We start from the raw sequence: 23,459 nt of genomic DNA, 5'->3' as shown, positions 1-23,459 counted from the left end.
TCCTGACAGCCTCGCGCTGCGTAGAGCGCTTCGGTGCAGAAGGGCCGAAACTCACATCAGGGTGTCGGTGTGGTGGGTGGGTGTTTGCGGGGTGATGGGGCGGCGGGTGAGTAGCAGGATGCCGAGGGCGCAGCCTGCCGTGATGAGGAGGGCGGCGACGCCGGGGGCGGGTTGGGTGGGGATGGAGGGGAGGCGATACCAGTAGGGGGAGTAGCTGACTCGGCCGAAGGAGCGGCCGCGGAGGCCTACCGAGATGGCGGGGACGAAGAGGATGGCGATGGCTACGACGGCGCTGGTGGCGCGTGGGGGGACGGCGGCGCCGATGGTGTAGCCGCTGATGAAACCGACTGCTAGGACGCCGGCGATGGCGGTGCCGCCTCCGCCGCCGACGAGTGCTACCAGGGTTGCGGCGGCGGCGAGGGTGGCGGTTGCCGCAATTGCTATCCAGGGCTTGGGGCTTCGTAGTGAGGTGAACAGGCCGATGGCGGCGAGGGCCAGGACTGCGGGGTCGGTCCATTCGGGGCGGGGGACGGTGACCACGGCGCTGCAGGAGGTGGTGAGGGCGATGATGAGCAGGAGGAGGATGCCGTCGCGGTCGGGCAGGATCAGGGCGGCGGTGAGGGCGGCGGCGATGACCAGTGCGATTCCGGCCGCGATGACGAGGGGGCTTTCGCCTCGGTGGGCCATCCAGGTGGAGACGGTGCTGATCGTGACCACGGCGATCAGGCCGGCGACTACCTGCGAATAGAAGTACATGGGCGGTGCGGGCGGGGTGGGGGTCAATGGTTCGCACAGCAGCAGGTAGGCGAGAAGGAGGGTCAGTGCGATCGCGATGAGCCAGATCGGGGGCGCTCCGCCGATCAGGCGTTCGATGACGTTGACGGGGCCGGTGACCGCCGCGGATTGGGTGAGATCGCCGAGCAGTCGGGAGCCCACGCAGCCGAACAGGTAGGCGCCCACCGCGGGCGGTTCGTTCCAGATCACCACCGGCAGGCTGCCGAGAATCGTGCCCGCCCACAGGGAATCGATGTAGTTCCAGGTGGTGATGGAGTCGATGTCCAGCCAGGGCAGGCCGGTGTGGTTGATCAGAATTCCGAGCAGGGCCACGGTGATGGCGAGCCAGGCGGCGCGGCGGGAGTTGACACTGGCCACCGTGGCCGCCACCACGACGGCGACGATCGCTCCGGCCGCCATGGCCAGCGGGACGCTGCGAATCATCAGGTCGACTTGGCGCGGCGCGGAAGCGAACCAGCCGGCGCTGATGGGCATCGCGCTGGCCAGGCCGGCGGTGGCGGCGGCGGTGAAGACGGTCGCGATCCGGAGTGCTTGTCCCGGAAGGCTTTCGGCGCGCCGAGTGCGCGTCTCCGGGTCGGTGAACCGATCTGCACGCACGCGGAGCCTCCGTCGGATCGGCGGTGGTGGAGCTTTACGCTGCGCCGACCGTACGACAGTCGGCAATCATCCTGCAAACATAACTCGCGGCCGGTGATGGACTCGTGGGCGTGTCGGCGGGGCCGCCCGGTGTTCTCGGGGGATGCTGGTCCGGCGGGAGTGAGGTTGCCGTTCACGGAGATTGACTGACTATTTAGTCAAAAGATAGAGTGCCCGAGGCTGCTTCGTTTGCGGGTGGCCCTGATGCGGACCGGACAGGGGAGTGGCGTGATGCGCAGGCGGCTGTTCTTCCAGGCGAGCACGGTCGTGGCCGCCGGTCTGTTGTTGGCGGCGTGCGACGAGGAGTCCTCCGAATCCGGTGGTGAATCGAGTGGGACGCGAGCGCCGGGGCGTATCCAGCACGACGCCCGGCAATGGCTGATGCCCGAGGAAGGCGATCGGCACACCCGCACCTGGATGGCGTTCGCGGCAAGCGAGCAGGTGTGGGGGAGCGAACTGCTGCCGGTGGTGCGCCGTGACCTGGCGACCATCGCGCGAACCATCGCACGCTTCGAACCGGTGTCGATGCTGGTCCGCGCCGACGAGATGGACCTGGCGCGTGGACTGTTGGGTGATGCCGCGGTGGAGTTGATCGCCGCGCCGCTCGACGATCTGTGGATGCGTGACACCGGGCCGGTGTTCGTCAAAGGCGGCGGGGCACTGGCCGGTGTCGACTTCAACTTCAACGGCTGGGGCGGCAAACAGGAGCACGCGCGCGACGCGAAGGTGGCGGAGTTCGTCACCCAGCAGGCCGGGGTGGAGACCCTGCACACCGATCTGGTGCTCGAGGGCGGCGGTATCGAAGTGGACGGTCAGGGCACGGCGATCATCACCGAAAGCTGTGTGCTGAACAAGAATCGGAACCCCGGCTGGAGCAAGGCCGATGTCGAGGCCGAACTGCGCTACTTGCTGGGCCTGCAGAAGATCATCTGGCTGCCGGGCATCGCGGGCAAGGACATCACCGACGGGCACACCGATTTCTACGCGCGATTCGCCCGCCCCGGCGTGGTGGTGGCCGGACTCGACACCGATCCGGACTCCTACGATCACGACGTCACCCAGCGGCACCTCGAGATCCTGAAGACCGCCACCGACGTGCACGGAAATCCCTTGCAAGTGGAAGTGATCGAAGGCCCGTCGGAGGTTCGTCCCGAGTACCGCGACCATTCGGATTTCGCGGCCGGGTACATCAACTTCTATGTCTGCAACGGCGGCGTGATCGCCCCGCAGTTCGGTGACGCCGAGTCCGATGCGGCCGCCAAGGACACCCTCGAGCGGCTGTTCCCGGAGCGGACGGTGGTGCAGATCGATATCGACGGCATCGCCGCGGGTGGCGGCGGCATCCACTGCACCACCCAGCAGCAGCCGGCGCTCTAGGACCTTCACGAGATTCTGTGTCCGACAAAAGAATTCAGATCCTGGAAGCCGCCGTCCGGGTGATCGCGCAGGACGGCGTGCGCGGGCTGCGCATCGAGAAGCTGGCCGCCGAGGCGAGCGTGTCCGCCGGCCTGATCTATCACTACTTCGGTGGCCGGGCGGGTGTATTGCACAGTGCCCTGGTACATCTCGACGAGCGAGCCGTCGCCCATATCGACGCGGCGCCCGAGAACGACTGTCCCCTGGCCACTTTGGAATCGATGCTGCTGGTCGAGATCGACGATTCCGCCGATGTGCGCCGCAACTGCGTCGCCTGGGGCGAGTTGCGCGCCAGCGCGGTCTTCACCCCGGACCTGCGGGAACCCTTGCGCACCACCACCCAATGCTGGATCGACCATGTCGCGGATGTCATCGGCCGGGCGATGCGGCCCGGCACGCCCGGCCTCGCCCTGGATGCGGCCGAGCGCCTCACCGCCCTGGTCGAAGGCCTGACGGCCCGCTGGCTCAGCGGCTCGGCCAGCCTCGAATCGATCCGGCGATCGCTGTCGGGCGCGATCGTCACCGAGCTCGGTCCGCGGCTATCCCGCTGATCGAGTTGCGGCCCTTCAGTTCCGGCCGAGTTCGGTGACGATCGCACCGGAGAGCAGTTCGCGGGCGCGTTCGGCGGTGAGCGATCCGCTGAGCCACCGCTCGCTCAAACCCTCGACCAGCGCGGTGAGCCGATCCGCCGCCGCGACCGGGTCGAGATCGGCAGCCGCGTGCCCGGCATCGCGTGCCCGGGTGATCAGCTCGGCGACATCGTCGACCCACACCCGCGTGGTCTCGCGCAATTGCTCCCGCAGTTCCTCGGAGAAGACCGCGCTCGCCCGCAACTCGCCCCAGGCGATGCTGTTGTTGCGCACGTCCGGGCTGTCCTGGATCTCGAGCAGCAGTGACTGTTCCAGCGCCGCACGCGGGTTGGCGTGCGCGAACGCGTCGTCGGTGTAGCGCTCGGCCTGCGCGTTGATGAATCCGAGTGCGGCGTGCAGCACTCCGGCCCGGTCCTTGAAGTGGTAGTAGATGAGTGCGGTGGAGACACCGGCTTCGGCGGCGAGCTTTTCGATGCGCAGCCCGCGCACGCCGTCTTGCGCGATCACGCGGATCGCGGCTTCGAGGATTTGGGTCTGACGGTCGGACACGGGATCTCACTTTACGGATCCGGAGTCCGAACGGCGGGATGCGGGTGACCGCGCGCCCGGAACGGCCGTGGGGGAGCCGCTCCGGGCGCGATCGAGACCCGGGTGTTCTAGTCCACGGGTTCTTGCTGTGTGGTGCAGTGGATTCCGCCGCCCGCCCAGGCGATGCCGTCGATGCCGACCTGCACGACCCGGCGGTTCGGGAACAGCCGCTCGAGGGTGGCCTTGGCGGCCGAATCGGCTTCGGCGTCACCGAATTCCGGGGCGATCACGCCGCCGTTGCAGACATAGAAATTGATGTACCCGGCGGCGAAGTCGTTGGACTTGTATTCCGGGCGCACGCTGGTCGGCGCCTTGATGACCTCGACCTGAACCTGCCGCCCGCGCGCGTCGGTGGCGGTCTTGAGAATCTCGAGGTGCCGCTTGGTGACCTCGTGATCGTAGGACTTGGGGTCGGTGTCGAGTGCGGCCACCACGACGCCGGGCCGGGCGAATCGCGCGTAGAAGTCGGTGTGCCCGTCGGTGATGTCCTTGCCCGCGATACCCGGCAACCAGATGATCTTCGTCAAACCCAGCAGATGCGCCAGCTCGGCCTCCACATCCGCTTTGGACCAGCCGGGATTGCGATTGCCGTTCAGCACACAGCTTTCGGTGATGATCGCCGTGCCCTGACCGTCCACCTCGATGCCGCCGCCTTCGAGCACCAGCCCGGTGGTCAGCCGCTCGACGCCCGCCCGGCCGGTGGTCAGCGCGGCCACTCCGGCGTCCTGTCCATGCTCCTGCTTGCCGCCCCAGCCGTTGAAGTTGAAGTCCACACCGGCTTTGCCGCCCCCGCGTTTGACGAACACCGGCCCGGTGTCGCGCATCCACAGATCATCGATCCCGGCCGGCACCAGTTCGATATTGCCGCCGCCCATCAGGCCGCGCGCCACGTCCATCTCCTCCGGCCGCACCAGCATGGAGACCGGCTCGAATTGCGCGATGGCCCTTGCGATGGCGGCCAGATTGCGCTGCGCCTCCGGCAGCACGTCCCCGTAGTGCGCGGCCGCGCCGAAGGCCATCCAGGTGCGCTTGTGCGGGTCGCCTTCCTCGGGCATCAGCCAGGCCCCGGTGCTGTCGCCGGCCCCGTTGCGTCCGCTGCTGCCGGTACCCAGATCGGGTGCGGCCGAAGCGGTCTTGGCCGCCAGTAGCAGTCCGCCGAGCACACCCACGCCCGCTTGGACGAATCGCCGCCGTTGCATTGCATCACTCCTCATGAATCGCCGCTGCCGGGCAGCGGATCCGCACCGGCGCCTCGCGGGACCGGTGCAGCCTATTCCTAACTAAAAATTTGGTCAGACGTGATGAGCGGCCGGGATCGCCGGGCGCGGCTCGGTCGCGTATCCGTTCGTGGGGATACGAAAGGGATTGCTATTCGGTCGATCTCGGCGCGAAGGTCTCGCTCGTGGGATCGTCGGTGTAGTACAGGCTCGGATGTTCTCCGGTCGGCGTCGATTCATCCTCGGGCGTGCCGAAGAAATACAGGACGCCGGCGGTCAGTGCGAGCGCCATGAGCAGGGTCGCGGAGACCGCCAGCACCGCGCGCCGTCGTCGCCGGACCGGTGCGGCCGCCGCAATCGCCGCGTGCTTCGCCGGGGCCGCAGCATGATTCGCCGGAACTGCGGCATGATTCGCCGGCGGCATGGTGTAGCGCGGGGCTGCGACGGTAGCGGCGGTGCGAGAATGCCTAGGGCCCTTGGTGATCGGCGGCGAACCCGCCGCGAGCGCCTGCTTCGCGGCGGTCGCCAGCGCTCCCGCGCTGGTATAACGCTCGTCCGGGAGCTTGGCCAGTCCGCGCGCGATGACCTCGTCGAAAGCCGCGCCGACTCCCGGATGCACCAGACTCGGTTGCGGGGGAGGGGTATTCAGATGCCCCGTGAGTTGCTGCTCCAAACTCTCACCGGCATACGGGCGCGCACCGGTCAGGCATTCGTAGAGCACGCACGCCAAGGCGTAGACATCCGAGCGCGCGTCGGCATGCCCGGTCCGGAACCGCTCGGGGGCCATGTACGCGAAAGTGCCGATGGCGGAACCGGTCTCGGTCAGCCCGTGCACGCCCGCCGAGTGCGCGATCCCGAAATCGATGAGATAGACGAAGTCCCGTCCGCTGATGAGCAGATTGGACGGCTTCACATCGCGATGGACGAGGCCCTCGGCATGCGCGGCATCCAGCGCCGCGGCGGCCTGATCGATCACCGACACCGCGAGCGGCGCCGGCATCGCCCCGCGCTGCTTCAACAGCGTGTGTAGATCGATGCCGTCGATCAGCCGCATATCCAGATACAGTCGCCCGTCGATCTCGCCGAACCGGTGGATCGGAATCACATGCGGTTCGCGCAGCCGGGCGGTGGCGTGCGCCTCCCGCCGGAACCGTTCGCGGAATTCCGGATCGGCCGCGATGTGCTCGTGCAGCACCTTCACCGCCACCACCCGATCGGTCTCGGCGTCGTAGGCCCGGTACACCCGGCCCATGCCGCCGTCGCCGAGGGTCGCCTGAAGGGCATAGCGTCCGAACATCACCGCGCCCACCCTAGTTCTGACTAAAATATTAGTCAAGACGGTGGGGGTGGACCGGCGCGAGGAGCCGGCCGTAGGTGTCGGGGCGGCGGGTGGCCAGGAACGGGAACAGTGCGAGCCAATCGCGGCGCTGGTCCAGATCGAGATCGGCCACCAGCACCGCGGATTCCCCGCGCGGAGCTTGCGCGAGGATGCGGCCGTAGGGGTCGGAGATGAAGGACGAGCCGTAGAAGGTGATGGGCCCTTCGGTTCCCCACCGGTTGGGTACGACCATGAACGTCCCGTTGGCGATGCCGTTGCCGACGATCACCTGCTGCCACAGCGGGCGGGTGTCGAATGCGGGATGGTCGGGCTCGGAGCCGATGGCCGTCGGATAGACGAGTATGTCCGCCCCGCCCAGCGCGTAGAGCCGCGCGACCTCGGGGAACCATTCGTCCCAGCAGGTCGGCATGCCCAGGCCCGCGCCGCCGAGTTGCCCGGGCCGGTGCACGGCGTACGCGTCCTCGCCCGCCGGGCCGCCCCGGAAGTAGGTGTCCTCGTAATAACCCGCGGTGACCGGGATGTGGAGCTTGCGGGTGCGGGCCAGGAGTTCGCCGTCGGGGGAGACCAGGATCGCGGTGTTGTATCCGAGCCCGTCGGTGGAGGCCGGATCGGTTGCGTCGGAACAGTTCTCGTAGAGCGAGGCGTGTACCAGGAGCCCGTGGCGGGCGGCGGCCGCGGCCGCGAAAGCGAAGGTCGGGCCCGAACGCAGTGGCTCGGCCGCGCGAACCGGGTTGTCGCCGCCAGGGATCGAGGCCGGATACGCGCCGAGGGTCAGTTCGGGCAGGAACACCACGCGCGCGCCCTGCTGGGCGGCCAGCCGGATGCCGGTGTCCAGTTCCGCCCGCAGATCATCGGGATTCGGGTGGTGGCGGTGTTGCACGAGCGCTACCCGCAGCGGTTCGCGCACGGGTTTCGCCGCGCGCGCGGGGGAGTCGGGGATGGCGGTGGATCGGATGGTCAACATGGTTGTCCTACGGGCGATTCGGGGAGCGGTTCCGGGGTGAGGGCGCGCCGGCGCGGCTTCCAGCCGGGGCGGGGCACGCTGTCGAGCAGTGCGCGGGTGTAGGGATGCCGGGGCTCACGCAGCAGTTCCTCGGTATTCCCGGTCTCGACGACCTGTCCGGCGCGCATCACCAGGCAGGAGTCGGTGACCTGCCGGACCACGGCGAGATCGTGGGTGATGAAGACGTAGGAGATGCCGGTGCTGTCGCGGATATCGGCGAGGAGATTGAGGATCTGGGCCTGGATCGAGACATCCAGTGCGGCAACGGCTTCGTCGAGCACCAGCACGCGCGGTTTCGCGGCCAGGGCGCGCGCGATGGCGACCCGCTGGCGTTGCCCGCCCGAGAGCTGAGCGGGCAGCGAGGCGAGCATGCGAGCGTCGAGGGCGACCATATCGGCCAGTTCGTCCACTTCGGCGCTCGCCGCGTGCGCGGAATGATGCAGGCGCACCGCCTCGGTGAGCGTCTGCCGGATCGTGCGATGCGGGTCGAGGCTGGTGGAGGGATCCTGGAAGACGATCTGCGCCTCCCGTGCCCGCAGCCGCCGGGCCCGAGTGGAGCGGGAGGGGCGCGAGCGGTCGTTGCCGCAGCAGACGATGGTTCCGGAACTGGGTTGTTCCAGGCCGATGATCATGCGAGCGACCGTGGTCTTACCCGAACCCGATTCCCCCACGATTCCGATGGAGGCGCCGGCCGGAAGCTCGAACGACACGTCCTCCACGGCGGTGAAAGTGCCGAACTTCTTGCCCAGATGCGAGACCCGCAGCGCGTGGTCGGTCATTCGGCGTCCTTTCGCAGCCGGGGTCCGATCTCGCCGGCGCGCAGGCAGCGCACCGCGTGATCGGATTCGAGAGTCAGTGGTACCGGGCCGGATTCGGTGCATTCGGGTTCCCGGAAGGGGCAGCGCGAGGCGAACCCGCAGGTGCGCTCGGCCTCCCACGCCCCGATGGGCCGCCCGGGAATCGCGGCGAGCCGCCGGCGGGGACCGTGCAGGTCCGGACGGGCCGCGGCCAGCGCCGCCGTGTACGGGTGGCGCGGATTGTGGTGCAGCGCTTCGGAATCCTGGGCTTCCACGATCTGTCCCGCGTACATGACGGCGGTGCGATCGCACACCGCGGCGGCCAGATCCAGGTCGTGGGTGATGAACAACAGCGCTACCCCGGCGTCGTGCCGCAGCTCGTCGAGGATGGCCATCACCTCCGATTGCGTGGTCACATCCAGCGCGGTCGTCGGCTCGTCGGCGAGGATGAGTTTGGGGCGGCCCAGCAGCGCGGACGCGATCATGACCCGTTGCAGCAGTCCGCCGGACAGATCGCCGGGATACTGCCGCATGCGGCGCGCGGTATCGGTGATTCCGACCTCCGACAGCATCGTCTGCGCCCGCCGGGTCGCCTCGCGCCGGTCCACATGGGCGACGGTCCGTGCCTGTTCGACCAGGAAATCCCCGATCCGCCGCACCGGATTGATGTGCGCGCGCGGATCCTGGAAGATCACCGCCATTTCGGTGCGCATGCGGCGCAATGCCTCCCCGCGCAGTTCCAGCAGATCCTGCCCGTCGAAGCGCAGTGAGCCGGTGGCCTGCGCGCGTTCCGGCAGCAGCCGCGCGATGGTCCGTAAGGTCATGGATTTGCCCGCCCCGGATTCCCCGACCAGCCCCAGCGCCTCGCCGCGTTCCAGGGTCAGCGAGACCTCGCGCAGCACCTGCCGGGGCCGCCCGTCCACGGTCAGCGTCAGATTCAATCCGTCCACCGCGACCAGCGGCGCACCGATGGCGGTACTCCGGGCCCCGGCCTGCGGGATGGCCGCCGTCATGAGATGTCCCTGTCCTGTCTGTCGTTGAGGCGTTCGCCGAGCACATTGAAGGAGACGATGACCAGCACCAGCGCGATACCGGCGATCAGCGATTCGGCGGGATAGCTCTGCAGCACACCGGTTTCGCCCTCCGAGACCATGACGCCCCAGTCCGCCTGCGGCGGTTGCACGCCGAGTCCGAGGAACGAGACCGCCGCCAGATCCAGTGCGGCCCAGCCGAACAGGATGGTGCCCTGGGCTACGAGCAGGGGCGCGATATTGGGGATCAGATGCCGTACTCCGATGGACCAGGCGCTGCTGCCCTGTACTTCGAGGGCTTCGATATAGGGCAGGCAGCGTTCGCGCAGTGCCGCGCCGCGCACGATCCGCGCCACATACGGGGTGTAGGCGACGGCCAACGCCAGCGCGGCCGACCATTGACTGGGCCCGAAGACCGCTGCCCCGAGCACCGCCAGCAGCAGCCCGGGAAACGCGAACACCAGATCCGAGCCGGCGGAGATGACGCTGTCGGTCCAGCCGCGCCGCCAGGCCGCGATCACCGCGAGCGCGCTGCCCGCCACGATCGCGACGACGGTGACGATGAACGCGCCCAGCATCGACGAGCGCGCCCCGACCAGCAAGCGGGACAACAGATCCCGGCCCTGCGAGTCGTAGCCGAGCGGATGGGCGGGCGTCGGCCCGACGAAGGCGTGCGACAGATCGCTCTGATCGGGTGGGTACGGCGCGAGCAGCGGCCCGAACAGCGCGATGCCGATGGCCAGCACGATGATCGCCGCCCCCGCGTAACCGATCCAGCCCACCCCGCGCAGGCTCACGCCCCGGCGGCGCTGCGGCGGGGCTTCGGTGATCAGGGCCACGGGTCCGGTCGCGGTCGTCATACCGCCGCCGTTCCGAGGCTCACGCGCGGGTCCAGCAGCGCGTAGAGGAAATCGACGAGGCTGTTGACGGCGACGAACGCCACCACCATGAGCAGTGAAATGGCTTGCACCACAGCGAAATCCTTGTTCTGCGCGGCGGTGACCAGCGTCGCGCCGAGCCCGTTGAGATTGAACGCCTGCTCCACGATCGAGACCAGCACGATGAGTGAGGCCAGGGTCAGCCCGGTCACGGTCGTGATCGGAATGGCGGCATTGCGCAGAATGTGTTTGCGCAGTACATGTCTCGCGGGCAGGCCCCGGCTGACCGCCGTCTGCACATGGGGCCGTTTGGCTTCGGTGCGCACCGCCGCCCGGGTGATCCGGGCGACCAGCGCCAGCGACGAACAGGCCAGCGCGATCGCGGGCAGGGTGAGATGTTCGATGCGCCCGCCGAACCCGGAACCGTCGCCCAATGCCGGCAGCCAGCCCAGCTTCACGGCGAAGACGCTGATCAAGGCGAGCGCCGCGACGAAGGACGGGACGGCGGCCAGCACGGTGGTGGTGAGCAGTGCGAGAGTGTCGGTCAGGCCCGGACGCAGCGCGCTCAGCACCCCGATCCCGATGCCGAGCACCACGATCAGGACCGAGGTGTACCCGACCAGCATGAGCGTGGTGGGGGCGCGCTGCGCGATCAAGGTCGAGACGTCCTGCCGGGTGCCCAGTGAATAGCCGAGGTCACCGTGCAGCGCCGAGGTCAGCCAATACCAATACCGCACCGGTAGCGGGTCATCGAGGTGATAGCGCTCGGCCACGATCGCCCGCGCTTCGGGACTGAGCTGCCGGCCGCCGGTGAGCACGGCGATGGGATCACCGGGAGCCAGATACATGGCGGCGTAGATGGCGATGCTGGCGATGAACATGGTGGCCAGCAGCAGCGCCCCGCGCCGGATCAGGAAGCGGCGCATCTCATTTCCCCTGCCCGAGCTTGGCCAGCCACGGCGCCTGCATGTAGGCGAAGGACGACGGCGCGCCGGTGAGTTTGCCGTTGGTGATGAGGAACAGGGCCGGATGCACCATCGGAATCCACGGCAGGTCCGACATGACGATCCGGTCGGCCTCGATGGTCGCCGCCGCCCGCTGCACCGGATCGGCTTGTTCGCGCGCCTTGGTGAGCGCGGCATGCAGGTCCGGATTGTCGTAGCCCGAATAGTTCTGCACCCCTTCGGGTTCGGTGTAGCTGGCGATCAAGGCTGCGGGATCGGCGTAATCGCCGTAGGTGGTGGTGCTGAAGCCGTCGACGCCCTCGCGCGCCTTGGGATCGGTGAAGAAGTTGATGTAGTTCTGCGGGGAGACATTGTGCAGGCTGGCCTTCAGCCCGATCGAATTGGCCGCTTCCAGCCAGGCATTGGCCGCGGTATTGACCGTCGCCAAGCCGGTGGAGGTGCCGATCACCAGCGTTTTGCCCTCGGCCCCGGCATCCCGGATCAACTGCTTGGCGCGCGCCAGATCGGTGGCGGGTTCCGTCGCGGCGTTCCAGGCGGCCGCGAAGGTGTCCTTGGCATAGCCCCAGGTGCCGGGATTGGTCGACATGCGCGGGGCGACCGCGTTGCCGCCGTAGACGGCATCGGCGAAACTCTTGCGGTCGAACGCGAGCGACAGTGCCTGCCGCACCCGCAGATCGCCGAGCACGCCGGTGAGATCGGCCGGGATGAAGAACTCGGTCTCGCCCGATTGGCCCACGTGCATGCTGGTGTTGGCGACCTGCTGCAACTCCCGGAAGGTCGAGGTGTCGGTGATGTACGCGCCGCTGATCTCACCGGTCGACAGCCCGGTGGTCAGGGTGGCCGCGCTGGACACGCCGCGGAAGTCGATCGTGGCGGTGAGCGGCCGCATCCCGGTATCCCAATAGTCCGGATTGGCAACGGCTTTGAGCGTACGGCCCGCCGTCCATTCGCCCAGCTTGTACGGTCCGGTGCACATCGCGCCGCCGTCCGGGGTGCCGTACCGCTGACCCTTGTCCAGGGCGTACTTCTCCTGGATCACGATGCCCGCCATCGACGAGAGCTCGCCCGGCAGCCAATAGTCGGGGCTGCTGAGGGTGAGTGTGACGGTGTCGGCGCCCTCGGTGGTCACCGCGGTGACCCGGTTGAGCACCGTGGCGTAGAAGCCGCCGGTCTTGGCATCCATATTGCGGCGCAGGCTGAACGCCACATCCGCCGGAGTCAACGGCTGACCGTCCCAGAACTTCACGCCCGCACGCAGTTTCAGCACCAGCGTGGTGGGCGTGGTGAACCGGTACTCGCTGGCCAGGCCCGGCGCGAGCGAGCCGTCGGGCTGCTGGCGCAACAGCGCGTCGCACAGCGTCGAGACGACCGTGTTCTCCGGATAGTCGAAGGCCTGGGCCGGATCGACGGTGGTCGGATCGCGGTAGAGCGCCCAGGTGGCGCTGTCCGCGGACCCGACCGCGGCATCGGTGGTGACGGGCAGGTTCAGGAACGCCGCATTGGAGATGGCGGCGCCACCGGACTCGGGTCGTCCGCCGCACCCCGCGAGGAGTGTCGTGGTACACGCGGCCAGCGCCGCGAATTTCATTGCCGTTATACGCATTGTGCGATCCCTCGGGGGTGTGTAGCGGGTCCATCTGGGGTGCCCGGCCGGCCGCCGGGCACGAGTAGTCGGCGTCTTATGCCTCGGCGGTGGAGAGTTCGGCGGTCAGATCGCCGTAGCTGGCGGGGCGGCGGGTGCTGAACAGCCCGAAGGTGAGCCAGTCCCGGCGCTGATCGAGGTCCAGGTCGGCGACCAGCACGGCATCGCGGTCCCGCGGGGCGCGCACCAGGGTGCGCCCGTAGGGATCGGAGATGAACGAGGACCCGTAGAAGGTGATGCCGTCCTCGGTGCCGATGCGATTCACCGCGATCATGAACGTCGCGTTGGCCAGGCCGTTGGCGGCGATCATCTGATGCCACATCGGCTCGGTGTCGAAGTTCTCGATATCGGGATCGCTGCCGATCGCGGTGGGGTAGACCAGGATTTCGGCGCCGCGCAGCGAATACACCCGCGCCAGCTCCGGAAACCACTGATCCCAGCAGGTCGGCAGACCGAACTTGCTGCCCAGCGCGTCGACGACCGGATAGCCGGTGTCGCCGGGATCGAAGTAGCGGTCCTCGTGATAGCCCGGGAACCGTGGAATGTGCAGCTTGCGGGTCCGGGCCAGCAGCTCGCCGGTGGGGGACACCAGGATCGCGGTATTGAAGCCGCGGCCGTCGTCGCTGTGCTCGTAGAGCGAGGCGTGCACGTGGATGCCGTGGCGGGTGGCGAGTTCGGTCGCGAAGGCCGTGGTGGGGCCGTCCGGGATCGACTCGCGATGCGCGGCGGCGTCCGGGCTGTCGGGGACCGTGGCGAAATACGGGCTGAGCGTGAGCTCTTGGAGGCAGACGACCTGCGCGCCGAGCTCGGCGGCGTGCGCTACGCCGGCGGCCAGCACGGCGCGGTGTTCCCGCGGGTCCGGATGCCACGCGGTCTGGACCGCGCCGACGCGGAGGGTTTCGCGGGTCGGCGGTTCGGTCCGCGCCGGTGAACGCAGTGGCGTGTCGATGGCGGTGTGAATGACGAACTCGCTCATAGCGCCGCCGCCGGAATCTGCTGGGTGATGCAATGGGTGCCGCCGCCGCCGTAGGCGATGATATTGCTCGGCACGCCCACCACTTCCCGGTCCGGGAACGCCGCGCGCAGCGTCTTCAGGGCGGGTTCGTCGAGTTCGTGCTCGGCGATGGGCACGATCACCGCGCCGTTGGCGATATAGAAATTCGCGTACGCCACCATTGTCTTCGTGCCGTCCGGCAACGTCACGATCGGGAATTCCGGCAATTCGAGAATCTCGAACGGCCGCCCGGCGGCATCGGTGGATTCGCGCAGCACCCGCAAATTGGCTGCCATTCTTTCGAAGTCGGGCAGGGCCGGGTCCTCGCAGGTCTGCGCGACCACCACGCCCGGCCGCACAAAGGTGCAGACCCCGTCGACGTGCCCATCGGTATGCGCGTCGTCGTAATGCCCGTACGGCAGCCAGATGATTTTCGAAATGCCCAGTCGCGCACGCAGTTCGGCTTCGATTTCGGCTTTCGACATCCCGGGATTCCGGTTCGGGTGCAGCAGGCACTGTTCGGTGGTGATCAAGGTCCCCTCACCGTCCACCGTGATCGCACCGCCCTCGAGGATCATCGTCGAGGCAATCCGCTCGATACCCAGCACTTCGAGCACTCGCGCGCTGATGGTGGCGTCCTGGTCGTAGGGCAGGAACCGCTCGCCCCACGAGTTGAACCGGAAGTCGACCGCCGCGCGCCGCCCGTCCGGCGCGAGCACCACCGACGGCCCCGAATCGCGAATCCAGGAATCGTCGATGGCCAATTCGACGACATCCACCGCGCTTCCGCACGCCTGCCGCACCTCGTGTGCCTGCCCCGGCGCCGCGATCATCAGCACGGGCTCGAATTGACTGATCGCATTCGCCGTCGCCGCGTATTCCGCCTTCGCTTCGGCGAAATACGGTCCCCACAACTCTTTTCGCGTCGGCCATGCCATGAGACAGCCCTCGTGGTGATCCCATTCGGCGGGCATTCGCCACGGTGGAGTCCCGGAGTCGCCGGGCGTTCTCTGATCGTCGGTGGTCGTTGTCATGGGCCGATCATCACACCTGACTAAAAAGTTAGTCAAGCACTGGTTCGAATATGAGCAGTATTTTTCATTCCCGAAACATGCGGCCCGAGTTGTGCTACGTCACAGGGTTTTTCGACCGTCTCGCGACACCGCGAACAGGGCGCGGTCGCAATGCGCCGCGCCCGGTTCGCGGGCCGGTCAGGCGGTGCGCGCCGGGGCGGGCGGGGTGGCCAGATCGGCGAAGAACTGGATCAGCGCGATCACGGTGATCGGCCCGCCGATGGCGACCAGCCCCGCCGCCGCACCCAGCGGCGCGGCCGCGGCGGCGGTCACGATGCAGCCGCCGATCGCACCCGGAATCGTCAAGGTCCCCAGCGTCGCCGCGGTCGCTCCCGCGCCTACCAGTGCGCCACCGGCGAGGCAGCCCACGCCCGCCCCGATCGCCGTGCCGATCAGCGTGCCCACCGCCGCGCCGATGGCGGTCGCGCTCGACAGATTGCTCAGGGCCTGATTGAAATTCGGGTTCGCGGTGGCATCGATCGAATCCAGCTTGGGCGTCCCCGCGGGCACCGGCGTGCTGGCGGCGGGATCGGTGCTCGGGGTGAGCGTCGCGCGATTGCCCTCGATGACCGCCGCGATCGGCCACACCCGATCGTGCATCTGATAGTCCAGCGGCAGGGCGGCGATCACCCGGCCGCCGTCGTCGAGGACCTGGAACTGATTGTCGCGCGCGGCCAGTCCGCCGCCATCGGTGGTGATCACGACCGAGCGCCCGGCCAGGCTCGCCTGATAGTGAATCCCGGGACCCTCCGCCGGCGCGGCAGTGGCCGGAGTGGAGGCGAAGCCGGCGGCTAGGGCCGCGACGCCCAGGGTGGCGGTCACGGTGGAGATACGAAACGTCATGCTCAGCTTTCTTTCGGTGAGGTGCTTCGGGAGTCGAACCGCTACCGGCGCACATCCGGAGCGTTCGAATCGACGTGTGCTGCCCCACACGCGACAGGCCGCAATGGCCTGTTTAAAAATTTAGTCAATGCTTGCCGGTCTGTACACCCCGGCCCCTGCCCGAGGCGGCGGTCGGCTATCGCCGCAGCCTGACTAAGCTCATTGCAGCTACTGATTGGTTACCTGTGTGACGGTCCGGTTCTTCTGCTGCTCTGCGCGAATAGGAGATCTTGGTGTCAGTGAAGCGTTTCCCGTCGGTGATCGCCGGGTGTGTGCTGTGCATGCTCGGAACGTTCGGTGTCGTTCCCGCCGAAGCGGATCCGCCGCAGATCGACGATTCGCTCGGTTCGCGACTGGTGCTGGGCGCCGCCGGGCTGCCGCCGACCCTGGCGCTGCTGCAGATCTCGCGCCAGCTGTTCCCCGAGGGCGGGCCGTATCTGCCGTGGACCTACCAGCTACCGCCCGCGCCGGTGCCGCACACCCCGGCCCGAGGGGTGTGCCCGAGCGGGGCCGACAGCTGTATCGACGACACCATCGCGGATATGGAAGCCCGCGCCGCGGTCATGAAACGCGAGTGCGACGATAACGCGCCCCTGCTGCTGAGCTACCTGCACACCACCAAGGGCGAACGCGAAATCGCCCGGGAGCAAGGCGGTTTCGAGCACACCGCGCACGTCAACGACTGGTCGACCACCTACGCCCACCACTATTTCGACGCCATCGACAACTACTACCGGCGCGACCGCCCCGACCTGGTTCCCGAATCGTGGAAACAGAACTTCCGCGCCTCCGACGACCATTCGCTCACCGTCTTCGGCAATGTGGCCGCCGCGTACAACGCCCACATCACCCACGACCTGCCGATCGTCATCGCCGAAATGGGTGTCACCGCGCCCGACGGCGCCTCCTACAAACCCGACCACGAGAAGATCAACGCGCTGCTCGCCGCCGCCGAACAAGGCACCGTCGAAGAACTGGCCGTCCTCTACGGCGACGCCGACCCCGCCATGCGCGCGCCCTACGACTCCGAACCGCTCACCGCCATCGCGTTCGGCCAAACGATTCAGCTCTGGCGCGAATACGCCTGGCGCGGCGGCGAACAACTCCTGCTCGCCCCCACTCCCGAAGCGCGCCAAGCCGTGGAAGACCAGATAGACAACCTGTCCAACCTGCTGGGCGAAATCATCCTGCGCCTGTTCGCCCGCACCGACCCGCCGCCGCATCGATCCCACTGCCCGGCCCGCTGACGAGCGGTGCGGCCTGTCCGAATTGTTCAAGACCCCAGGCAAGGCTCCGGTATTGACTCTCGTCCCAAGGGTAAAGAGACCAAAGGAGATCCGGAATGCAGGCCAATATCGCCGCGATCACGCTCGGCGTCGCCGACATCGAGCGGTCGCTCCGCTTCTACCGTGACGCGCTGGGGTTGTCCTCGAAAGGCATTATCGGTACCGAATACGTTGGCAACCAAGAGGATCCAGGCGGCACCGCCGCGATGTTCACCTTGGACAGCGGCTTGATCCTGTCGCTGTACGGTCGCGCCGATCTGGCCAAGGATGCCAGCGTCACGCTCGGGCCCACAGTTGGCGCTCCGATGAGCCTGGGCTACTTCGTCGATGAGCGCGACGAGGTGGATCGGGTACTCGACCGAGTCGGGCAAGCGGGCGGCAAACTCGTGCGCGCACCATTGGAACGACCATGGGGAATCTACGCGGGCTACTTCGCGGACCCGGACGACCACCTCTGGGAGGTCGTCTACTTCCTGGGTGAACGACCCACGTAGCCGATTTTCACGGACAGCAGGACTCATCCGAGGACGGTGACTTCGAGGGAGGCGTTGTGGGACTTGCCTATCTACGGTCGGATGCGGACCGGGTGTTCGGCGTCGGCACGGCGCGGGTCATGGTGCGCGAGAGCCTCGCCGCCGGACGGGATATGAAGGTCGCCGCGGGGATCGGCCGAGGCCGGAGCCGGGTGCGCGCGCCGTATTGGATGGCACGGCGGCTCCTGGGTGCGGCCGGTCGGCCACTCGCGGACGAGCGGCTGATCCGGTTCGACTTCGCGGTGCCGGGCGGGCGCGCGCCGATCGTGGTGCGGCGCAATCAGAGTGACCTGTTGATCATGTGGCAGGTCTTTCTGCAGCGGTTCTACGAACTCGACGCCGTGTACGCCTTGCAATCACGCATCGGCTCGCTGGACACCGTCGTCGACCTGGGCGGGAACACCGGGCAGGCAGCCGCCTACCTGACCGCCCGCTATCGACCGCGACGGCTGCTGACCGTGGAACCGATCGCCGAGAGCCGGGCGGTGCTCGAACGCAATCGAGAACTGTCCGGCGGCGATTGGATCGTGGAAGACTGCGCGGTCGCAGGCGGCGCGAGCGAACTCGAATTCGTGGTCAGCGCGTTCTGGGACACCTGCACCGCGGTACCGCAGGTCTACGAAACCCGCCGGCGGCGACCGTGGCGGCTCGAGAACGTGCTCGCACTCCCGCCCCGCACCCTGCCGGCCCGCACCGTGGGCGAACTGCTCGACCGCCACGGCCTCGACCACGTCGACCTGCTGAAAGTCGATGTGGAAGGCAGCGAGGTCGACATCTTCGCCGAACCGCAGCCGTGGATGGACCGCGTGGACCGGGTCGTCCTGGAAGTGCACGACAAATACATCGACGGCGACATCGTCCGAAACACCATGAAAGAAGCGGGATTTCATCGCATCCCGCCGCGTCTTCCCGACCCGCCCGGCTTCAACCCGGTCGAACTCTATTGGCGGGACGGACTGCCCGAATGACCGAGGCGCTGGCGTTGCCGGATCCCGTACGCCGCTTCGGTGACCGCGGTGTCGTCCTCGAGACCGGAGCCCAGAGCCCCGCCGATGGTGGCGACCGACGCCAATAGCCAGGCCAGGGTGAGGTAGTCGGTGAAGGTCACCGTATGTCCGAGCTCGCGCGTGAACAGGCCCGGGGGCAGCGTCAGGGACGCGGTGGCCAGCAACATGGCGAACAGGGCCAGGTGCAGGACGGCGACGCCGGTGATCAGGGTGAGCGCGGTCGCCGCGTTGTAGAGCGCCGAGCGGTTGCGATCGGCCCGGGATTTCGGGCGCTCCCATAGTTCGTGATCGAGGATCAGCCACAGGATCAGCGCCATCATCGACAGAACCGTTGCCGCGCTCATCCGCCAAGGGCCCATGGTGTCCGCGAACTGCCAGATGGTGCTGGTGGCGAGTGCGACCGCGCCCGTGGCGAACGCGCCGACGAGCACCTTCGACAGTCCGGTGACCAGCCGCCAGGGCCGGTTGGCTCGCACCATTCCCGACAGCAGCCGCAGCCGGCGCAGTCCCGGCGGGGCGAAGTATCTGGTGCCGCCGGGGATCGGCGTGGACGGAAACTTGCGTTCGGCGCGGGCGGCGGTGAGTTCCGGGTCGCCGAGCATGCGGCTGATCGCGAGTTCGGTGACGGTGTGCAGGCGTTGTTCGAGGCGGAGCCCGCCGACGCCGGGTACGGAGACGAGCGCGAATCGGTGATCGGTGCTGACCTCGGCCACGATCGGCAGGGTGTCCGCGCGGCGGGGGAGATCGGTCAGATAGATGACGAGGTCCTCGGTTTCGGCGGACGGGTCGACGGCATCGATCACCTCGGCGAGATCGGCTTGCTCGTCAGGGAGGTAAGGCTCGGAGCGCACAGACGCCATCCAGCGGCGGCCCGAACGGTCACGGCTGCGCAGGAGTTCGGGTAGCCGCTCCGCCAGTTGCTCGGCGACCGCGGCAGGTTTGCCCGGGTCCGCGATCAGTAACACCGACACTTGCTCATCGTCAGGTCTATCGCCCTCGTTTTCGTCACCGCCCATGGCATTCGCCTTCCCCGGCCGGCTGTCCTGAAACTCCGATCATGTCGCGCCAGCGCACCCGTCGCGGCCGGGAGCGGCTCGCTGCCTGTGGTTCGGTGCGATTGCTCCGGTGTGGTCAGTGTCTGATCGCAACGGTCATGCGGCTGATCGGTCCGGCCAGCGGGCTCGGCTGGAGGACCTGCGCGGCGTTCAATTCCCGCATGCCGCAATCCGCGGCAGGTCGTCGAAAAACGTTGGTAGGAGCGGAAAATGACCGAGTTCGTATCGCTCGAGCACGGGCGGATCGCATGTGACGTGGTCGGTGAAGGCCCCCTGGTGGTGCTGGCGCACGGGATGGGGTGCGGGCGTCAGGACTTCCGGCATTTGATGGGTCCCTTGGCGGCGGCCGGATACCGGGTGGTGAACGTCGATATGCGCGGGCACGGTGAATCCAGCCTGGACTGGCCGTCGGTGACCGGCAAGGCCGCGATCAGCCGGACCGATGTCGCCCTCGACATCCTCGGCGTCATCCGGCATTTCGGGGGACCGGCGATCGTGGTCGGGCATTCGCTGGCAGGTGGATCGGCCACCATCGCGGCCGCCGAGGCGCCGGAGTCGGTGTCGGCGATCGTCGAGATCAACCCGTTCACACTGGTCCCCGCGCTCGACTTCCGTGCACTGTGGTCGGTTCGGCGTTACCGGCGCGGGATCACGCAGTTGATCGGTACGCAGGTGTTCAACTCGCCCCGGCTGTGGTTCCGGTACCTCGGCGGCGTGGCATACCCGACCCGACCCGCCGACCACGACCATTACCTGCGCGAATTGCGGGACCTGCTGGAACAGCCGGGCCGATGGGCCGAATTCCGCAAGACCGGCAAGACCTCGCCCGCCGATGCCCAGTCCCGGATAGGCGAAGTGCGTTGTCCCGCACTGGTGATCATGGGCTCGGAGGATCCGGACTACCCGGATCCGGTGGCAGAGGGCGACCGGATCGTCGCCGCGCTGCCGCCGGGGCTCGGTCAGGTCGCCGTCATCGATCAGGGCGGCCACTACCCCCATGCGCAGTTCCCCGAGCGAATGGCCGCGCTGATGATTCCCTTCCTCGACCGCCACGCCGTGCGGGATACGGCGGGATCGATCAGCGGCTGACCGTGACAGTTCGCCGCACCGGCTGCGATGATGGCGAGATGCCGGCGGCTCGCACCATCGTTTTCGTTGTCTTCCAAGGCATGCAGCTGTCCGAACTGGCCGGGCCCATGGATGTGTTCGCGCTCCTCAACGATCTGGCATCGCGTCCGCCCGACCAGCTGCCGCCGGAGCTGCGGTGGGAGGCGAGCACCGCCGGGGACGATCCGGTGAGCACGAACGGCGGTCCGGCGTGGCTGCCGTACCGCCTGCTGACCGCCTCGCCCGGCGGCCGGGCGATCAACGCCGATGGCGGACTGACCCTCTCGGTCGCGCATTCGCTCGCCGACATCGCCGCGGGCGACGACTTCGACACCCTTGTCGTGGTCGGCGGCGATGTCGCCGGTTCCGGTGCCGCCGAAGTGATTCCGGAGCTGCCCGCCCTGGCCCGCAAGGCGCGCCGGGTGACCTCGGTGTGCGGGGGAGCGTTGCTGCTGGCCGCCGCCGGACTGCTGGACGGCTATCGCGCCACCACCCACTGGACCACGACCGGCATACTGGCGCAGCGTTTTCCGCGGGTGACCGTCGAGCCGGACCGGATCTACGTCCGCGATCGCAACCGCTGGACCTCGGCGGGCATGTCCGCGGGCGTCGACCTGGCCCTGGCGCTGGTCGAGGACGACCACGGTCGCGAAACCGCCGCCATGATCGCGCGCGTGGCAGTGGTGTTCACCCGGCGCCCGGGCGGGCAAGCGCAGTTCAGCGCCCAGCTACGCGCCCAACCGGCCAGAACACCCGCCATCCGCGCGGTACAGCAGTGGCTACCCGACCACCTTGACGCAGATCTCTCGGTAGCCGCCCTCGCGCGCCGGGCAGGCATGAGCGAACGCGGTTTCGCGCGCGCCTTCCGCGCCGAAACCGGCAGCACGCCAGGAACTTTCGTCGAAGACCTGCGCATCGAAGCCGCGCGCCGCCTGCTGGAATCCACCGAGCTGACCATCGGCGCGATCGCCCGCCAGATCGGCTACCGGCACGGCGAAACCCTGCACCGGGTCTTCACCCGCCGCCTGGGCACCACCCCTGAACGCTATCGGCAGCATTTCGGCACCGCCGCGGCGTAATCGCTCCGATACGGCCCCGGACGCTCGAGGTCCGCCTCGTCGCGTCTCACCGTACGCAAACGTTGTCGGCTAGTAGGCTGGTTGGTGGTTCCGGTGATTGCCGAGCCACTCGAGGCCTCTCTGCGGTTCGTCTTCGAATCGCGATGCCACCCGAATTTCTCGGAGAGGCGAATGTGGCGCAGGATTTCAGCGAAACCGGCGATTCGACACGGGCGTATCTGAAGCAGATCGGGCGCGTTCCGTTGTTGTCCGCGGTCGAAGAGGTCGAGCTGGCGGTCCGGATCGAAGTCGGGCTGTACGCCGCGGAGAAGCTGCGGGTCGAGTCCGCGCTGTCGCCGGGGCTCGATGCGGCGCGGCGCCGGGATCTGGCCTGGATCGCGCTGGACGGTGTGCGCGCCAAGAACCATCTGCTGGAAGCGAATCTGCGGTTGGTGGTGTCGATCGCCAAACGCTACAGCGGACACGGGATGGCGTTTCTCGACCTGATCCAGGAGGGCAATCTGGGGTTGGTGCGCGCGGTCGAGAAGTTCGACTACAGCCGGGGATTCAAGTTCTCGACCTACGCCACCTGGTGGATTCGGCAGGCTATCTCGCGCGCCATGGCCGATCAGTCGCGCACCATCCGCGTCCCCGTGCACATGGTGGAGATCATCAACAGGCTCTCGCGGGTCCAGCGCGACCTGTTTCAGCAACTGGGCCGTGAGGCCACCGCGGAAGAGGTGGCCGAGGAACTGGGCATCACACCCGCGCGGGTGTTCGAGATCCGGCAGATCGCCCGGGAACCGATCTCGCTGGATCAGACCATCGGTGATGACGGCGGCAGCCAATTCGGCGATTTCATCGAGGATTCCGAGGCGGTGGTCGCGCTCGACGCGGTGGCGTTCAGCCTGTTGCAGGAGCAGCTCGAAGCGGTGCTCGGCACGCTCAGCGAGCGGGAGGCCGGCGTCATGCGCCTGCGCTACGGACTGAGCGACGGACAGCCCCGCACCCTCGACGACATCGGGAAGGTCTACGGGGTGACCCGCGAGCGAATCCGGCAGATCGAGTCGAAAACGATGTCGAAACTGCGCCACCCGTCACGCTCGCAATTGCTGCAAGATTATCTCGAATAGTCGCTCGCGGCAGTCGATTTCGTCCCGTGGAGCCCGCGCGGCAGACTCCACGCCGCCGCACGATGCTGCCGATCGAGGACTTTCGTGGCATAGTCAGTGATCGAGAACGGGCTTCTCATCAAGAATTTGCCCGGCTCACTACAGAAAAGATGTGGCTTACAACATGGCCCAAGGCAGTGTGAAGTGGTTCAACGGTGAAAAAGGCTTCGGCTTCATCGCTCAAGACGGTGGCGGTCCGGACGTTTTCGTTCACTACTCGGCGGTGAGCGGCGGGGGTTACAAAACTCTCGACGAAGGTCAGCGTGTCGAGTTCTCGGTGGAGCAGGGCCAGAAGGGTCCGCAAGCCCAGGACGTCCGCGCTATCTGATTCCGCGGGATCGAGTTCGTGAAAAGCTCCGCACCGAAATCGGTGTGGGGCTTTTTCATTGCCCGCG

The 23,459-nt window shown here is 67.7% G+C and carries 22 protein-coding genes and 1 pseudogene; 9 read left to right on the top strand and 14 right to left on the bottom strand.

The features are described from left to right. Positions 1-51: 51 nt before the first annotated feature. Positions 52-1,392: a hypothetical protein gene (locus tag LTV02_RS11895; protein WP_233041937.1), complete on the bottom strand. Its 1,341-nt coding sequence runs from the start codon at positions 1,390-1,392 to the stop codon at positions 52-54. A gap of 270 nt (positions 1,393-1,662) precedes the next feature. Here LTV02_RS11895 and LTV02_RS11890 point away from each other — a divergent pair, with 270 nt between their 5' ends. Both LTV02_RS11890 and LTV02_RS11885 read left to right on the top strand, forming a co-directional pair. Beyond that, positions 1,663-2,808, top strand: coding sequence for an agmatine deiminase family protein (locus LTV02_RS11890; RefSeq protein WP_233040042.1), 1,146 nt, complete (start codon positions 1,663-1,665; stop codon positions 2,806-2,808). A 17-nt stretch (positions 2,809-2,825) separates the two neighbouring features. Then, a complete protein-coding gene (locus LTV02_RS11885; protein ID WP_233040041.1) occupies positions 2,826-3,398 on the top strand; it encodes a TetR/AcrR family transcriptional regulator in 573 nt (190 codons plus the stop codon). A gap of 15 nt (positions 3,399-3,413) precedes the next feature. On the opposite strand, the gene LTV02_RS11880 is transcribed toward LTV02_RS11885, so the two are convergent. The 12 genes from LTV02_RS11880 to LTV02_RS11825 all read right to left on the bottom strand — a co-directional run bounded on the left by LTV02_RS11880 (position 3,414) and on the right by LTV02_RS11825 (position 15,807). Beyond that, entirely contained in the window at positions 3,414-3,986 is a 573-nt protein-coding gene (locus LTV02_RS11880; protein ID WP_233040040.1) for a TetR/AcrR family transcriptional regulator, read from the bottom strand. Positions 3,987-4,093: 107 nt separating this feature from the next. Beyond that, positions 4,094-5,224, bottom strand: a complete 1,131-nt coding sequence (locus tag LTV02_RS11875) for an agmatine deiminase family protein (protein WP_332909573.1) — start codon at positions 5,222-5,224, stop codon at positions 4,094-4,096. Positions 5,225-5,393: 169 nt separating this feature from the next. Next, positions 5,394-6,539, bottom strand: a complete 1,146-nt coding sequence (locus LTV02_RS11870; protein ID WP_332909595.1) for a serine/threonine-protein kinase — start codon at positions 6,537-6,539, stop codon at positions 5,394-5,396. Positions 6,540-6,570: 31 nt separating this feature from the next. After that, a complete protein-coding gene (locus LTV02_RS11865; protein WP_233040038.1) occupies positions 6,571-7,545 on the bottom strand; it encodes a nitrilase-related carbon-nitrogen hydrolase in 975 nt (324 codons plus the stop codon). Then, a complete protein-coding gene (locus LTV02_RS11860; RefSeq protein WP_233040037.1) occupies positions 7,539-8,363 on the bottom strand; it encodes an ABC transporter ATP-binding protein in 825 nt (274 codons plus the stop codon). Before LTV02_RS11860 ends, LTV02_RS11865 begins: the two co-directional genes overlap by 7 nt. Continuing rightward, a complete protein-coding gene (locus LTV02_RS11855) occupies positions 8,360-9,394 on the bottom strand; it encodes an ABC transporter ATP-binding protein (RefSeq protein ID WP_233040036.1) in 1,035 nt (344 codons plus the stop codon). Before LTV02_RS11855 ends, LTV02_RS11860 begins: the two co-directional genes overlap by 4 nt. Beyond that, on the bottom strand, positions 9,391-10,272 hold the full coding sequence (locus LTV02_RS11850) for an ABC transporter permease (RefSeq protein WP_233040035.1): 882 nt from the start codon (positions 10,270-10,272) through the stop codon (positions 9,391-9,393). Before LTV02_RS11850 ends, LTV02_RS11855 begins: the two co-directional genes overlap by 4 nt. Next, the gene (locus LTV02_RS11845) at positions 10,269-11,216 is read right to left on the bottom strand and encodes an ABC transporter permease (RefSeq protein WP_233040034.1); all 948 of its coding nucleotides are present in this window, start codon (positions 11,214-11,216) and stop codon (positions 10,269-10,271) included. Before LTV02_RS11845 ends, LTV02_RS11850 begins: the two co-directional genes overlap by 4 nt. A 1-nt stretch (position 11,217) precedes the next feature. Then, a complete protein-coding gene (locus LTV02_RS11840; RefSeq protein ID WP_233040033.1) occupies positions 11,218-12,858 on the bottom strand; it encodes an ABC transporter substrate-binding protein in 1,641 nt (546 codons plus the stop codon). A 76-nt stretch (positions 12,859-12,934) separates the two neighbouring features. Next, positions 12,935-13,873 (bottom strand): nitrilase-related carbon-nitrogen hydrolase, encoded by a 939-nt coding sequence (locus LTV02_RS11835; protein ID WP_233040032.1) that lies wholly within the window; start codon positions 13,871-13,873, stop codon positions 12,935-12,937. Further along, positions 13,870-14,925: an agmatine deiminase family protein gene (locus tag LTV02_RS11830; RefSeq protein WP_233040031.1), complete on the bottom strand. Its 1,056-nt coding sequence runs from the start codon at positions 14,923-14,925 to the stop codon at positions 13,870-13,872. Before LTV02_RS11830 ends, LTV02_RS11835 begins: the two co-directional genes overlap by 4 nt. Before the next feature lie 177 nt (positions 14,926-15,102). Then, on the bottom strand, positions 15,103-15,807 hold the full coding sequence (locus LTV02_RS11825) for a hypothetical protein (protein ID WP_233040030.1): 705 nt from the start codon (positions 15,805-15,807) through the stop codon (positions 15,103-15,105). Between the two features lie 272 nt (positions 15,808-16,079). On the opposite strand from LTV02_RS11825, the gene LTV02_RS11820 reads away from it, so the two are divergent. The 3 genes from LTV02_RS11820 to LTV02_RS11810 all read left to right on the top strand — a co-directional run bounded on the left by LTV02_RS11820 (position 16,080) and on the right by LTV02_RS11810 (position 18,633). Beyond that, complete coding sequence (locus LTV02_RS11820; protein ID WP_233040029.1) at positions 16,080-17,093, top strand: DUF5995 family protein; 1,014 nt, start codon at positions 16,080-16,082, stop codon at positions 17,091-17,093. A gap of 95 nt (positions 17,094-17,188) precedes the next feature. Then, positions 17,189-17,626, top strand: coding sequence for a VOC family protein (locus tag LTV02_RS11815; RefSeq protein ID WP_233040028.1), 438 nt, complete (start codon positions 17,189-17,191; stop codon positions 17,624-17,626). A gap of 56 nt (positions 17,627-17,682) precedes the next feature. Next, positions 17,683-18,633 (top strand): FkbM family methyltransferase, encoded by a 951-nt coding sequence (locus LTV02_RS11810; RefSeq protein ID WP_233040027.1) that lies wholly within the window; start codon positions 17,683-17,685, stop codon positions 18,631-18,633. Here LTV02_RS11810 and LTV02_RS11805 read toward each other — a convergent pair. Then, entirely contained in the window at positions 18,606-19,688 is a 1,083-nt protein-coding gene (locus LTV02_RS11805; RefSeq protein WP_233040026.1) for a hypothetical protein, read from the bottom strand. The genes LTV02_RS11810 and LTV02_RS11805 overlap by 28 nt on opposite strands. A 249-nt stretch (positions 19,689-19,937) precedes the next feature. Between LTV02_RS11805 and LTV02_RS11800 the strand changes: the two genes are divergently transcribed. From LTV02_RS11800 to LTV02_RS11785, 4 genes and pseudogenes are all read left to right on the top strand, one after another. Further along, positions 19,938-20,816: an alpha/beta fold hydrolase gene (locus LTV02_RS11800; RefSeq protein WP_233040025.1), complete on the top strand. Its 879-nt coding sequence runs from the start codon at positions 19,938-19,940 to the stop codon at positions 20,814-20,816. A 38-nt stretch (positions 20,817-20,854) separates the two neighbouring features. Further along, the gene (locus LTV02_RS11795; protein ID WP_233040024.1) at positions 20,855-21,913 is read left to right on the top strand and encodes a GlxA family transcriptional regulator; all 1,059 of its coding nucleotides are present in this window, start codon (positions 20,855-20,857) and stop codon (positions 21,911-21,913) included. Positions 21,914-22,113: 200 nt separating this feature from the next. Then, a pseudogene (rpoD, locus tag LTV02_RS11790) lies at positions 22,114-23,025 on the top strand (RNA polymerase sigma factor RpoD); the annotation flags it as partial. 163 nt (positions 23,026-23,188) lie between these two features. After that, complete coding sequence (locus LTV02_RS11785; RefSeq protein ID WP_233041556.1) at positions 23,189-23,392, top strand: cold-shock protein; 204 nt, start codon at positions 23,189-23,191, stop codon at positions 23,390-23,392. Positions 23,393-23,459 lie beyond the last annotated feature (67 nt).

This window comes from Nocardia yamanashiensis, from assembly GCF_021183565.1.
GTDB classification, from domain to species: domain Bacteria; phylum Actinomycetota; class Actinomycetes; order Mycobacteriales; family Mycobacteriaceae; genus Nocardia; species Nocardia yamanashiensis.
The sequence above is the reverse complement of the archived record's forward strand: the minus strand, read 5'-3'. Positions and strand labels throughout refer to the sequence as shown.